Source organism: Dactylosporangium sp. CS-047395 (assembly GCF_050942185.1).
GTDB lineage: Bacteria > Actinomycetota > Actinomycetes > Mycobacteriales > Micromonosporaceae > Dactylosporangium.
The window spans coordinates 5,808,372-5,821,744 of the sequence record NZ_CP192015.1 but is presented as its reverse complement, the minus strand read 5'-3'; the positions used below and the strand labels follow the sequence as shown (position 1 = coordinate 5,821,744).

The following is a 13,373-nucleotide window of genomic DNA, read 5'->3' as shown; positions in this document are numbered from 1 at the left end:
AGCGAGGGTTTGTCGGATTTGAACCGGGCTACCGGGGTGCGATCCCCGTGGAGTTGCGCACCACGAGCTCGGGCGCGAACACGAACTCCGAGTGCGGCGACGGCTGCCCGTTGATCGCGTCGATCAGCGACTGGGCGGCCGCGTTGGACATGGCCAGGACCGGCTGGCGCAGGGTGGTCAGCGGCGGGTCGGTGAAGGCGATGAGCGGCGAGTCGTCGTAGCCGACCACCGACACGTCCCCCGGCACCGACAGGCCCCGGGCCCGCGCGGCCCGGATCGCGCCCAGCGCCATGAGGTCGGAACCGCAGACCAGGCCGGTGATCCCGCGGTCGAGCAGCCGGCCGGTGGCCGCGTGCCCGCCCTCGACCCCGAACAGCGACAGCTCGATCGCCTCGGGCAGGCCGTGGCGGCGCATCGCCTCGCGGTACCCGGAGATCTTGCGCTGCACGGGCGTGAACCGCTCGGGGCCGGAGATGAAGCCGATGCGGGTGTGCCCGAGCGAGGCCAGATGGTCCACGGCCAGCTCGGAGGCCCGGGCGTCGTCGCAGGAGATGCACGGCGCCTCGAGGTCCGGCACCGGCCCGGTGACCATGACGATCGGCAGCGGGCGGTCGATGAGCTTGCGGTACCGGTCGTGGTCGGCCGTGGTGTCCGCGTGCAGGCCGGAGACGAAGATGATGCCGGCGACCGCGCGGTCGAGCAGCATCTCGATGTACTCGTCCTCGGTCACCCCGCCGGGCGTCTGCGTGCACAGCACCGGCGTGTATCCGTGCCGGGACAGCGCCGACTCGATGACCTGCGCGAACAGCGGGAAGATCGGGTTCTCCAGCTCCGGCGTGACCAGGCCGACCAGCCCGGCGCTGCGCTTGCGGAGCCGTTCGGGTCGCTCGTAACCGAGCACGTCGAGCGCGGTGAGCACGGCGTGCCGGGTGTCGGCGCTGACCCCGGGCCGGTCGTTGAGCACCCGCGAGACGGTGGCCTCGCTGACCTCCGCCTGCTTGGCGATGTCGGCGAGGCGGGCTCGGGGAGCGTCCATGGCCATGCGACGAGAGTAAGCGGCTCTTGGCCGAAATTGAAAGTCGCTTGGAAACTCTTTCATTAGTTGCAAGTCCTTGCTACGGTTCCGAGCCATCGGCAGATCGACACCCCTTGCACGTCTGGCCGACCCACCTTCCCCATGCCTCCATCAGGAGTCCCCATGCGCATGCCCCTGCGCGCCTTCGGCGTGCTCGCCGTCGCCGCGTTAGCCCTGACCGCCTGCAGCGACGACACCAAGACCCCCGAGGCCGGCAACACCGCGCCGAAGGCCACCCTCGCCATCTGGGCCGACGACCAGCGTGCCGCCGCGCTCAAGCCGTTCGCCGAGCAGTTCGGCAAGGCCAACAACGTCGACGTGCAGGTCCAGGCCGTCTCCAAGGACCTGCAGACCAACTTCGTGACCGCCGCGCAGTCCGGCAAGGGCCCGGACATCGTGGTCGGCGCCCACGACTGGATCGGCAACCTGGTGCAGAACGGCACCATCGACCCGATCCAGCTCGCCGACTCCCAGAAGTCCGCGTTCGCCGAGGTTGCGATGAAGGCGGTGACGTTCAACGGGCAGGTGTACGGCGTGCCGTACGCGATCGAGAACCTCGCCCTGATCCGCAACACCGACCTGGCCCCGAACGCCCCGGCCAGCATCGAGGACCTCGTCGCGACCGGCAAGGCGCTCAAGGACGGCGGCAAGGTCACCAACATCATGTCCCTGCAGGTCGGGCAGAACGGCGACGCGTACCACGTGTACCCGCTGTTCACCTCGGCCGGCGGCTACCTGTTCGGCACCAAGCCCAACGGCGACTACGACCCGGCCGACCTCGGCGTGAACAAGCCGCAGTCGGTCGAGGCGTTCAAGAAGATCGCCGCGCTGGGCGAGAAGGGCTCCGGCGCGTTGACCCGCTCCGTCAACAGCGACAACGCCATCCCCACCTTCACCGGCGGCAAGACCCCGTTCCTCATCTCCGGGCCGTGGGCGGTCGCCGACATCAAGAAGGCCGGCATCAAGTACGACATCACGCCCGTGCCCGGGTTCGCCGGCGGCAAGGCCGCCCAGCCGTTCGTCGGCGTGCAGGCGTTCTACGTGGCCAGCAAGGGCAAGAGCAAGGCCCTCGCGAACGAGTTCATCACCAACTACCTCACCAAGCCCGAACTGCAGGTCGCGCTCTACCAGGCCAACCCCCGCCCGCCCGCGCTCATCGCGGCGATGGACCAGGTCAAGGGCACCGACCCCGACATCGAGAAGTGGCTCGCGGCGGGCAAGGGCGGCGCCGTCCTGCCGGCCATCCCGGCCATGGCCGCGGTCTGGGACCCGTTCGGCAAGGCGGAATCGGCGATCGTCGGCGGCGCCGACGTGCCGTCCACCCTCGCTGGTGCGTCCAAGACGATCACCGACGCGATCAGCAAGTAACGTGAAGATTCCGGTCCTCGGGCTCGCCCTGGCGCTGGCGGTGTACGCCGCCTTCCCGCTGGCCGAGGCCCGTGCATGGGGATGGCTCGCGGTGCTCGTCGTCGTCACAGGGCTGATCTTCGCGATCTACCTGTCGCCGCGGGCCGTCCCGGCGAAGTACCTGGTCCCCGGTGTCCTGTTCCTGCTGGCGTTCCAGGTCGTCCCGGTGCTGTACACCGCGGCGACCGCGTTCACCAACTACGGCGACGGGCACCGGGGCGGCAAGCAGGAGGCGATCACCGCCATCCAGAGCGCGTCCGTGCGGCAGGTGCCCGGCTCGGTCGAGTACACCCTGTCGGTCGCGCTCGACGGCGGCGGTCTCAAGTTCCTGCTGCTCGCCGCGGACGGCAAGGCCTACGTCGGCGACGGGTCCGGCCTGCAACCACTGCCGGACGCGGAGGTCACGGCCGGCCGGATCACCGCGGCAAACGGTTTCCGGCTGCTCAACCTGGGCCAGGCCACGCTGCGCAACGACGAGATCCTCGCGTTTGCCGTGCCGACCCAGGGCGGTGCGATCCGCGCCTCCGGCCTCACCCGCGCCTACACCGGCCAGGCGACCCGCTTCTACGAGGCCGGCTGCGACTGCGTCACCGACCGGGCCACCGGGCGGCAATGGTTTGCCGACGAGAACACGGGCGCGTTCGTGGCCGCGGACGGCGAGCACCTCGCGCAGGGCTGGAAGGTCAACGTCGGCCTGGCCAACTTCGCGCGGGTGATCACCGACTCGCGGATCGCGGGCCCGTTCCTCAAGACCCTCGTGTGGAATCTGGCCTTCGCGGTCGGGTCCGTGCTGGCCACGTTCGCCCTGGGACTGCTCTGCGCCCTGGCGCTCAACGCGAAAATGCGCGGGCGCAGCTGGTACCGCGTGTTGCTCGTGCTGCCCTACGCGATGCCCTCGTTCGCCATGCTGCTGGTCTGGCGGGACCTGTTCAACCAGGACTTCGGCCTCATCAACCGGCTGACGGGGCTGCACGTGGACTGGTTCGGCACCCCGTGGACGGCCAGGCTCGCGGTGATTCTGGTGCAGTTGTGGCTCGGGTACCCGTACATGTTCCTCGTAGCCACCGGCGCGCTGCAGGCCATCCCGCGGGAGATGGGCGAGGCGGCCGCGATCGACGGCGCGACGGCCTGGCAGCGCTTCCGCCGGGTCACCCTGCCGCTGCTGCTGGTCGCGCTCACCCCGCTGCTCATCTCGTCGTTCGCGTTCAACTTCAACAACTTCAACGCCATCTACCTGACCACCGAAGGCGCGCCGTTCCCGCCCGGCAACTCCAGCATCGGCGCGACCGACCTGCTCATCACCTACACCTACCGGCTCGCCTTCGGCGGCTCCGGGGCGCAACTGGGCTTCGCCGCGGCCATCTCGGTCTACATCTTCGCGATCGTCGCCATCATCTCGGTCGCCGGCTTCCGCCGTAGCCGCAAGCAGGAGGAGGTCTACTCGTGATCGCCTGGGTCCGCCGGTCCGGCTGGCGGCACGCGGCCGGGCTGCTCGCCGTCGCCTTCTCGCTGTTTCCGATCCTGTTCGTCGTTTCCGCGGCGCTCAACCCGCTGGGCTCGCTGAGCTCGACCCAACTGCTGCCGCGGGCGGCCGGGTTCGGAAACTTCGCCGACCTGTTTTCCCGCACCGAGTTTCCGCGTTGGTACCTCAACTCGGTCCTCATCGCCGGCATCGCCGCCGCGGCCGGGGTGTTCCTGTCCATCCTGGCCGCCTACGCGTTCTCCCGGATGCGGTTCAAGGGCCGGCGGGTCGGCCTCGTCTCGCTCCTGGTGATCCAGATGTTTCCGCAGTTCCTCGCGGTCGTGACCATCTACCTGATCTTCGCCGCGGTCGGCGACTACTACCCGGCGATCGGGCTCGACCGGCCGTGGGGGCTGATGCTGCTGTACCTCGGCGGCGCCCTCGGCGTGAACACCTGGCTCATGAAGGGTTTCCTGGACACCGTGCCCAAGGAACTCGACGAGTCCGCGGTCATGGACGGCGCCAGCCACGCCCAGATCTTCTTCCGGGTCACCCTGCCGCTGGTCGCGCCGATCCTCGCCGTGACGGGCCTGCTCGGCTTCATCGGCACCATCAACGAGGTGCTGCTGGCCAACGTGTTCCTGCACTCCGACGACGCCAAGACCCTCGCCGTCGGCCTCTACGGCCTGGTCGCCGAGCAGCGCAACGCCAACTTCGGCATGTTCTGCGCGGGTTCCCTGCTCACGGCCGTGCCCACGGTCGTCGTGTTCCAGGTCCTGCAGCGGTACATCGTGTCGGGCCTCACCACCGGAGCGGTGAAAGGATGACGGTGCATCACGACGGCTCGGCCCTGTACGTGCCGGACCAGGCCCCGCGGCTCGGCTCCACAGTGGACGTCTGGCTGCGCACCCCGCGGGACGTCCGCCGGGTCCACGTCCGCTCCGTCGAGGACGGCGAACCCCGCTTCACGGCGGCGGTGCCGGAGCGGCGCGGACCGGAACTGTGGTGGCGGGCGAGCGTGCTGGTCCGCAACCCCGTCACGCGGTACCGCTTCCTGGTCGACGGCGACTGGTACACCGTCCTCGGCCGCTTCGCCCACGACGTGCCCGACGACACCGACGTCCGCCTCGTCGCGCACCCGGCCCCGGCCCCGTGGACCCGCGAGGCAATCGTGTACCAGATTTTCCCCGACCGCTTCGCCCGCTCGGCCACCGCACCGTCCACACCGGACTGGGCGGTGCGCTGCGAGTGGGACGACCCGGTCCTCGCCCGCGGCGACGACGCCGCCCGCCAGTGGTACGGCGGCGACCTCGACGGCATCGCCCGGCGCCTGGACCACATCCAGGACCTGGGCGCCGACACGGTGTACCTGACCCCGTTCTTTCCCGCGCGGTCCAACCACCGCTACGACGCCGTCGCGTTCGACCGCGTCGACCCCCTGCTGGGCGGCGACCGGGCGCTGCGCCGCCTCTCCGACGCCCTGCACACCCGCGGCATGCACCTGATCGGCGACCTGACCACGAACCACACCGGCCTGGACCATCCCTGGTTCGACGAACCGGACTGCTACTACACCGACGGCGCGGGCGGGTACGAGTCCTGGCTGGGGGTACCGACGCTGCCGAAGTTGAACTGGCACTCCGCGCGCCTGCGCGAACGGTTCGTCACCGCCCCCGACTCGATCGTGCGCCGCTGGCTGCGCTATCTCGACGGCTGGCGGGTTGACGTGGCGAACATGACCGGCCGCCGCGCCGCCGACGACCTGACCCACGAGGTCGCCCGCCTGATCGCGGCGGCCGTCCGCCCGGACGCCCTCCTGGTCGCCGAGCACGCCCACGGCGCCGGCCCCGACCTGGACGCGGCCGGCTGGCAGGGCACCATGAACTACGCCGGCTTCACCCGTCCACTGTGGACCTGGCTGCGCGACCCGGCGCTGAACCTGCCGGACTTCCTGGGCGTCCCCGGCGGCGTCCCGGCCCGCGACGGCCAGGCCTTGGTCACGACGATGCGAGCAATGATGGCCACGATGTCCTGGCGCAGCTGGACCCACTCCTGGAACCTGCTGGGCAGCCACGACACCGCCCGCATCGCCACCGTGACCGGCTCACCGCAGCGCATGGAGGTCGCGGTCGGCCTGCTGGCCACCCTCCCCGGCGTCCCGATGGTCTTCGCCGGCGACGAGTTCGCCCTGACCGGCACCACCGGCGAGGAGTCCCGCACCCCGATGCCATGGCGCAACCGCGAAATACTTCCCTGGTACGGCCGGTTGCTCGCCCTCCGCCGCAAGCACCCCGCCCTGCGTGGCGGCGGCCTGCGCTTCGCCCACGTCTCCGCCGACGCGATCGCCTTCTGGCGCGAGACCGCCGACGAACGGCTGCTGGTCCTGGCCCGCCGCGCCGCCGGCCCCCCGGTCGCGCTCCCGGGCGTCCCGGAGGCCCTCAACCTGTACGGCGGCGCGACCTGGACCGGCGCCCTGCCCGGCGACGGCCCGACCCTGCAGATCTGGTCCTGCCCGGCGTGAGCCGTCCGCGCGGACATTCGCCCAGGTGCCACCCTTACAGAAGCGGAACCGGCGGGGCGGGGCGCGGTTTTTTGTCGTACCCCGGGACTACGGTCGACGCATGGACGAGCTGGAGTTCTACACACGACAGACCGCCATCACCGACCCCGGGCGGCAGACCGGGCTCCCCGCCGACCCGGCCGAACTGGCCAAAATCGTCGGTGGCGTGCTCATCCACCGCGACTGGGCCTGGCAGTTCGGCGTAGGCGTGACCGAGCAGCGCCGCCGCGAGGAGGCCAACATCCGCTTCGTCGGCGCGATGCTGGCCCGCCTCGGCTCGCTGGACGCCCGGCCACCCGCCGAACGGCTCGCCGTCACCTGCCGCGACTTCGCCGTCCTGCTGGTGTCCCTGCTGCGCGCGGTCGGCGTACCGGCCCGCGCCCGCGCCGGCTTCGCCGGCTACTTCACTCCCGGCTTCCACGACGACCACTGGGTCACCGAGGCCTGGTCCGACACCCGCGGCTGGTACCTCATCGACGCCCAGGTGGCCGGCGAGCCGAGGGACACCTACGGCACCGGCGACCTCAACCCCCTGGACGTCCCCCGCGACCAGTTCCTGGTGGCCGGCCAGGCCTGGTCCGAATGCCGAGCGGGCCACCGCGACCCGGAAACGGTCGGCATCAGCTCGGCCAACCTGACCGGCCTGTGGGAGGTCCAGGGCAACGTCCTGCGCGACCTGGCCGCCCTGTCGGGCGTGGAGGCGCTGCCCTGGGACAACTGGGGCCTCATCCCGGTCCACTACGACAAACTCCCCGCCTCGGACCTCGCCTTGCTGGACACTGTGGCGGCGGTGAGCGCGGCGGGCGGCCCGTTGGAGGCGGCCTGGAAGGCCACCGCCCTCGACCCGCGCCTACCGGCCCCCGACGAGCTGCGCGGCCCCGCGGCCTGACCACCGGCCGCCCCGTACGCCCCGCACGCCCCGCACGCCGGACCACCGGCCATTCGGCACGCTCAGCACGCCTTACGGACTGCGCCGCCCCCACCACCTGACGACTGGCCGCCCCGCACGCTCTGCACGACGGACCCGCAACGCTCCGCCGCCTGACCACCGGCCACCCGGCACGCTCAGCACGCCTCACGGACTGCGCCGCCCCGCCATCTGACCGCCGGCCGCGCCGTACGGCGGACGACTTGCGATGCGAGGCCAACTGACCGCTGGCCGACCCGCACGACGGAGGACATGCAGCGTCCACCCGCCCGCCGGACCACACGACGACCGGCGCGCACGCACCAGGCCCCGGCGAACAGGCACCGCGCTGGGCAGTTCCGGAATCTGGGGGCTGCCGCACGACCATTCGCGGGCCGAACAGCACGGCGATTCGCGTGACTGTGCGGCGACCCGCGTGCCCGGGCGATGCCGGTCCGTGCGGCGATTCGTGTGACCGTGCGGCGACCCGTGAGCCGTACGACGGTCCACGCTGTCCGATCACCCGCGTGACCGCGCGGCAGCGGCTCGTGCGCGCCGCGCGGGACGGCTTTGGACGTGCGGCGCCGGTTACTCTCTCCCGCGTGAATGGCGATGAGCTCGAGGCGGCTGCGGGGACCTACGTGCGGACGGCGGTGGCGTGCGGGCGGCTCACGTGTACGCAGGTCGTCGAGGGCGTCGTCGATCACCTGCACGGATATGCCGGGCCGGGGGAGCTGCGGGCCCTCGGGTGGCGGCTGGCCGGGCCGGAGTTCGCGGCGCATCTGGTGGCGCAGGCGGGGTGGTCGGACCGTACCGACAGCGAGCGGCTCACCGATGCCTTCCGGGCGCTCGATGCTGCGGGGATCGTGGCGCGGGAGGACTTCGCCTGCTGCCAGAACTGCGGCACCGGCGAGATCGGCGGGGAGGTGTTGCCGGACTTTCCCGCGCGTGGGTACGCGTTCTATCACCTCCAGGACGCCGATCGCGCCGCCGGTGGTGGTGAGTTGTGGATCGCTTGGGGGCGGTTCGACGCGCCGCCGGACGCTGAGCTCGGGGACGAGATCGCGGCGGCGCTGCGGGGGCAGGGGCTCGCCGTCGACTGGGACGGTGACCCGGGGATGCGCATCCGGGTGCCGATGACCTGGGCGCGGCGGCGGGTGGGGCAGATGGCGGCGTACGTTGTGCCCGACCCGGACGAGCGTGAAGTCGTGTTCGAGCCGCCGGGCGGGCGGATGGCCGTGCCGATGCCGGTCTCCGCGGTGGCGGCGGTGGAGCTGCCGTGGCTGCCGGCCGGTCGGGCCGCACGCGTCGACGGCGTCGAGGTGACCCGGCGGCAACATCTGCTCGTGCTGAGCGACGGGCGCCGCGCCGGGCGGTTCGACGGTCTGCGGCTGCTGGGCGGCGCGGAGTCGCAGCCCGCGCCCGGCGATGAATCCGTGCCCGAGGATGAATCTGGACCCAGCCGTGAATCTAAACCCAGCGGTAAATCCGGACCCGGCGGTGAATCCGCGCCCGGCGGCGGTGAACCCCTGCCCGGCGGCGGTGAACCCGTGCCCGGCGGCGGTGGACCCGTGCCGGCCGGTGAGGCAGGGCTGATCGAGGTGACCTACGAGATCGGGCCGGGCGGGCCGATCGAGGCCGACGGGGTGCCGATGCCCTGGGAGGCGGCCGCCGAGATGGTGCGCCGGATGCCGACCCGGACCGGGTCGTGGCTGTCGGCGATCTCCCCGTCCGGCAGGATCGTGCAGCTGGCGCTCGACGACGGGCGGCTGTGGCTGGAGTCGCCGCAGCCGGACGACGAAAGCTCGACCGGCAAGCACGCGACCGTGGAGGAGGCCGAGCTGATGCTGCGCATCCTCGCCGAGGAGGACCGGGTGGCGATCGCCGAGCTGCCCGGTGCGGTCCGCCGCCCCTGGTAGACCGCCGCCACCGCAAACGCACCAGTCGCCGCCGGGCCGGTCACCGCGCGGCCCGCCGAGGACGGATGACCACCCAGCGCTCGGCCCAGCCGCGCGCAGCGGCCGGCCCGTCGAGCGGCGGGCCGGCCGTTTCGCGTTCGCCTGGGTCAGCCGGCGACCGGGGTCAGTTCCGGGTCGGCCTGCTCGGCCGCCGGGTCGATGTGGGTGCGCGTCTCGCTGGCCGGGGCCTCGGTGCGGTGCCGCGGAATGAGCAACGCCACCAGGACCGACAGGGCGGCCGCCACGCCCAGGGCGATGAACGCCGAGGTGTACGCGGACTCCGTCGGCAGGCCGTCGGCGCGCAGGTCGCTGGTGACGATGGAGCTGACGATGGCCGTACCGATGGAGGCTCCGATTGTCCTGATGTTGGCGTTCATCCCGCTGGCGGCGCCCGTCTGGGCCATCGGGACGCTGTGGACGATCAGGGAGGTCATCGACGCGTAGGCCAGGCCGATGCCGGCGCCGAAGACTGCGGCGGCGGTGGCGACCTGCCAGGGGTGGGTGTGGGCGAAGGCGAAGGCCGCGCTTGCCGCCGTGGCGAGCAGGGAGCCCACGATCACCTGGGCGCGGCTGCCGAACCAGGATGCCATGGGGCCGCTGAGCATGCCGGCGACGGCCATGGTGGCCAGCATCGGGACCATCAGCAGGCCCGCCTCGCCGACCGAGGCGCCGAAGCCGTAGCCGGTGGCCGAGGGGATCTGCATGAACTGGGGGAGGAACGCGTACACGCCGAACATGCCGGCGCCGAAGAGCAGGGCGACGATGTTGGTGGTCCACACGGCGGGCAGCCGCATCATGCGCATGTCGATGAGCGGGTTGCCGGAGCGCATCTCGGTCGCGACCCAGGCCGCGGCGAGGAGTACCGCCGCCGCGAGCAGGGCGATCGTCAGGGGCGAGGACCAGCCCCACGCGTTGCCCTTGCTCAGGGGGAGGAGGAGGGCGACGAGCCAGGCGGAGAGCAGTACCGCGGCGAGCCAGTTGACCTTGCCCCGGGTGCGGGTCGGCGACGGCGGGACGAAACGCCAGGCCAGCAGGCCGGTGACCACGACGACGCCGAGGGGAATCCAGAAGAGCCAGCGCCAGTTCAGCGCGGCCACGACCGGGCCGGCCAGGACGATGCCGAGGCCGCCGCCCAGGGCGATGACGGCGGACATGGCGCCGACCGCCGAGATGACGCGGGCGGGCGGGAACTCGTCGCGGATGATGCCGAACGAGAGGGGGAACAGGGCGCCGCCGAGGCCCTGGATGACGCGGGCCACGATCAGCACGGCGACGTTCGGCGCGAGGGCCGCGAGCAGGCAGCCGACCGCGATGGCGGCCAGTGCCACGAGCAGCGTGCGCTCCTTGCCGATCATGTCTCCGATGCGCCCCATGAGCGGCGTGGCCACGGACGCGGCGAGCAGCCAGGCGGTGAGCACCCAGGTGACGGTGCCCGCCGAGGTGTGCAGGTCGCGCTGCATGACCGGGAGCACCGGGCTGACCAGCGACTGCAGCATCGAGAACGCCGCGGTCGACGCGGCGAGGACGCCGAACGTCAGCCGGTACGACGACCGACGAGAAACTTGAGGCATGCCTCCACAATAGCGGAGGCCAGCCTCCGGACAATCCTTCCCGCGAGTGACGGGGGTCGCATTGGCAGATCCACAGGAAAACTTGGTAGGTTGCCTACATAAATGCCGAGGCCGTCGCCCGTGACCTGATCGACCTGTTCCGGACCCTGCGCGCCCGTATGCGGGATGTGCCGTCCGGCGGGCTGACGCCGTCGCAGGCGGCGGTCGTGCACCGGCTGCACCGCGACGGCGCCTCGTCGACCACCGTGCTCGCGCTGGCCGAGGGCGTCCGCTCGCAGTCGATGACGGCCACCCTCAACGCCCTCGACGCGCTCGGCCTGATCGAGCGCACGCCCGACCCCGAGGACGGCCGGCGGCACGTCATCACCCTGAGCCCGGCCGGTCGCACCCGGGCGCTGGCCGACAAGCAGGACCGCAGCGCGTGGCTCGGGCGCGAACTCGACCGCCGCTTCACCGCGGACGAGCTGGCCACCATCAATGAAGCCCTGGCCCTGCTGCAGCGCCTCGGAGACTAGAAAGGCCCCACCATGTTGCTCGCCATGGACTTCCAGAACGCCATCGTCGACCGCGCCGACGGCGGACCCGCCGCCCTGGCCAACGCCGCCCGCGCGATCGAGGCCGCCCGCACGGCCGGCATCCCGGTCGGCTACGTCCGCGTCGCCTTCCGCCCCGGCTATCCCGAGATCGACCCGGCCAACCCGATCTTCGGCGGGATGACCCAGGCCGGCGACGCCATGACCCAGGACGCCCCGCCCACCCAGCTGCACCCCGGCCTGCCCGTGCGGCCCGGCGAGCCGGTGATCCTCAAGCGCCGGGTGAGCGCCTTCGCCGGCAGCGACCTCGACGTCCTGCTGCGCGCCAACGGCGCCCGGGAGCTGATCCTGTGCGGCATCTCGACCAGCGGCGTGGTCCTGTCGACCCTGCGCCAGGCGGCCGACCTCGACTTCCGCCTGACCGTCCTCGCCGACGCCTGCGCCGACCGCGACGAGGAGGTCCACCGCGTCCTGCTGGAGAAGGTCTTCCCCCGCCAGGCCACGGTCACCACCACCGACGAATGGATCAAGTCCCGCTGAGGAACCGGGACCGCGCCCGGCGCGTCGGACCGGTGTGCTGAGACGGAACCTCATGGGTGCGCTGCTCGTGGCGGCGATGCTGAGCGGCTGCAACGCGACGGCGACGGAGGCGGCGGGCGGGCGGCCGGCCGGGGTCGAAAAGGAAGCGGCCGGGGACTGGCCCGCCGGAGTCAAGGAGGCCGAGGTGTACTCCGCCGTCCTCCGCCGATTCCTCGGCAACTCCTCGGAAAACACGTTTCCGGAGATGACCTTCCCGACCGTCTACGTCCTGGACCGCGACGACGCCGGCGGCCCCATCGCCGCGAACACGCGCGAGCAGCTGACGGCGGCGCTGGCCGGCGTGACCAGCGTGCAGTTCATCGCCGACCGCGAGTCGGTCCTGGAGACCGTCGACGGCTGCCCGCGGGTGCGGAACGGCGGCCTGCTCATCGAGCTCGGCCGGGTGCAGGGCGACGACAACGAGGTCACCGTGTACGTCAACGGCTTCGTGGCGTGCCTCGGCGCGAGCATGCTCACCTACGTGGTGCGCCACAACGATCCGGGGCCCGGCTGGACCGTCACCGGCACGACGGGCCCGCGCGCCGTGGCGTAGGGCCGGACTCAGCCGCCCTCGGCCTGGCGGATCTGGGCGGCCATGTCGGCCGGGGTCAGGTTGGCGTCCAGGAACTGCTTGGTGCGCGGCAGCCGCAGGTGCAGCTCGGAGCGGGCGCCGACCTCGACCGTGCCCTCGTCGAGCCGGAACCCCAGCGCGTGCCCGCCGTGCGCCCCGTCGTCGGCCAGGAAGTGCAGGTGGTACCCGGCGACGGAGATGTCCTGCTCGAACGACGGCGTCCGGAAGCCGGCCAGGGTGCCGTGCACGTCATGCATGACGGTCTCGGCCTGCCCCAGGGTGGCCTCGGCGAGCGGCGGGTACGGCGTGGACTGCTCCCGTACCGTCCGCGTGCGGATCTCGCCGAACGTCCCGGTGATCCGCACCGCGTAGACGAGGTTGGCGCTCGGCACGGCGTCGTCGATGGTGGTCATCACGGTCTCCCGGTCGCTGCCCGGCGCCACCGGCACCGACGCCCCGGCCTCGAACTGCGTGACGACCGCGAACGGTGTGCGCTCCTGCTCCCCGGCGACCCGGGCGCTGCCGTCGGCCCGCAGGTGGTGGCAGACCCCGTCGAGCACGAGCATCTCCCCGTCGAGCCGGTTGAACGTGCCGAGCCCGAAGTCCCCGTGCTGGAGCAGTTCGGCCACGGTCACGTCACCGTCGTACGCACCCTGGATCATCGCCCCGATGGTGGACGTCTGATAGATCTCGCCGTTCATGCGACCAACGGTGGCCCGGCCCGGGCGGAGCGCACTCACCCGGGCCGGA

At 71.9% G+C, this 13,373-nt stretch carries 12 protein-coding genes; 9 read left to right on the top strand and 3 right to left on the bottom strand.

The annotated features are described in order from the left end of the window. Window positions 1–28: 28 nt before the first annotated feature. Window positions 29–1,036 (bottom strand): LacI family DNA-binding transcriptional regulator, encoded by a 1,008-nt coding sequence (locus ACQP00_RS27365; RefSeq protein ID WP_433224013.1) that lies wholly within the window; start codon window positions 1,034–1,036, stop codon window positions 29–31. Between the two features lie 168 nt (window positions 1,037–1,204). Here ACQP00_RS27365 and ACQP00_RS27360 point away from each other — a divergent pair, with 168 nt between their 5' ends. The 6 genes from ACQP00_RS27360 to ACQP00_RS27335 all read left to right on the top strand — a co-directional run bounded on the left by ACQP00_RS27360 (window position 1,205) and on the right by ACQP00_RS27335 (window position 9,330). Beyond that, complete coding sequence (locus ACQP00_RS27360) at window positions 1,205–2,443, top strand: sugar ABC transporter substrate-binding protein (RefSeq protein WP_433224011.1); 1,239 nt, start codon at window positions 1,205–1,207, stop codon at window positions 2,441–2,443. 1 nt (window position 2,444) lies between these two features. Continuing rightward, a complete protein-coding gene (locus tag ACQP00_RS27355) occupies window positions 2,445–3,929 on the top strand; it encodes an ABC transporter permease subunit (RefSeq protein ID WP_433199646.1) in 1,485 nt (494 codons plus the stop codon). Then, window positions 3,926–4,771 carry a sugar ABC transporter permease gene (locus tag ACQP00_RS27350; protein WP_433199643.1) on the top strand — a complete coding sequence of 282 codons (846 nt, stop codon included), beginning with the start codon at window positions 3,926–3,928 and terminating at the stop codon, window positions 4,769–4,771. The genes ACQP00_RS27355 and ACQP00_RS27350 overlap by 4 nt, the downstream gene beginning before the upstream one ends. After that, window positions 4,768–6,465 (top strand): glycoside hydrolase family 13 protein, encoded by a 1,698-nt coding sequence (locus ACQP00_RS27345; protein WP_433199640.1) that lies wholly within the window; start codon window positions 4,768–4,770, stop codon window positions 6,463–6,465. Before ACQP00_RS27350 ends, ACQP00_RS27345 begins: the two co-directional genes overlap by 4 nt. 100 nt (window positions 6,466–6,565) lie before the next feature. Continuing rightward, complete coding sequence (locus ACQP00_RS27340; RefSeq protein ID WP_433199637.1) at window positions 6,566–7,393, top strand: transglutaminase-like domain-containing protein; 828 nt, start codon at window positions 6,566–6,568, stop codon at window positions 7,391–7,393. 545 nt (window positions 7,394–7,938) lie between these two features. After that, the gene (locus tag ACQP00_RS27335) at window positions 7,939–9,330 is read left to right on the top strand and encodes a DUF6891 domain-containing protein (RefSeq protein WP_433199634.1); all 1,392 of its coding nucleotides are present in this window, start codon (window positions 7,939–7,941) and stop codon (window positions 9,328–9,330) included. A 146-nt stretch (window positions 9,331–9,476) separates the two neighbouring features. On the opposite strand, the gene ACQP00_RS27330 is transcribed toward ACQP00_RS27335, so the two are convergent. After that, window positions 9,477–10,940: an MFS transporter gene (locus ACQP00_RS27330; RefSeq protein WP_433199631.1), complete on the bottom strand. Its 1,464-nt coding sequence runs from the start codon at window positions 10,938–10,940 to the stop codon at window positions 9,477–9,479. 158 nt (window positions 10,941–11,098) lie between these two features. Between ACQP00_RS27330 and ACQP00_RS27325 the strand changes: the two genes are divergently transcribed. From ACQP00_RS27325 to ACQP00_RS27315, 3 genes are read left to right on the top strand one after another with little or no spacing between them, the layout of a single operon-like run. Next, window positions 11,099–11,455, top strand: a complete 357-nt coding sequence (locus tag ACQP00_RS27325) for a MarR family winged helix-turn-helix transcriptional regulator (protein WP_433199628.1) — start codon at window positions 11,099–11,101, stop codon at window positions 11,453–11,455. A 24-nt stretch (window positions 11,456–11,479) separates the two neighbouring features. Then, window positions 11,480–12,013 carry a cysteine hydrolase family protein gene (locus tag ACQP00_RS27320; RefSeq protein WP_433199625.1) on the top strand — a complete coding sequence of 178 codons (534 nt, stop codon included), beginning with the start codon at window positions 11,480–11,482 and terminating at the stop codon, window positions 12,011–12,013. A gap of 52 nt (window positions 12,014–12,065) precedes the next feature. After that, window positions 12,066–12,605, top strand: a complete 540-nt coding sequence (locus tag ACQP00_RS27315) for a hypothetical protein (RefSeq protein ID WP_433199622.1) — start codon at window positions 12,066–12,068, stop codon at window positions 12,603–12,605. An 8-nt stretch (window positions 12,606–12,613) separates the two neighbouring features. On the opposite strand, the gene budA is transcribed toward ACQP00_RS27315, so the two are convergent. Beyond that, window positions 12,614–13,324: an acetolactate decarboxylase gene (budA, locus tag ACQP00_RS27310; protein ID WP_433199619.1), complete on the bottom strand. Its 711-nt coding sequence runs from the start codon at window positions 13,322–13,324 to the stop codon at window positions 12,614–12,616. Window positions 13,325–13,373 lie beyond the last annotated feature (49 nt).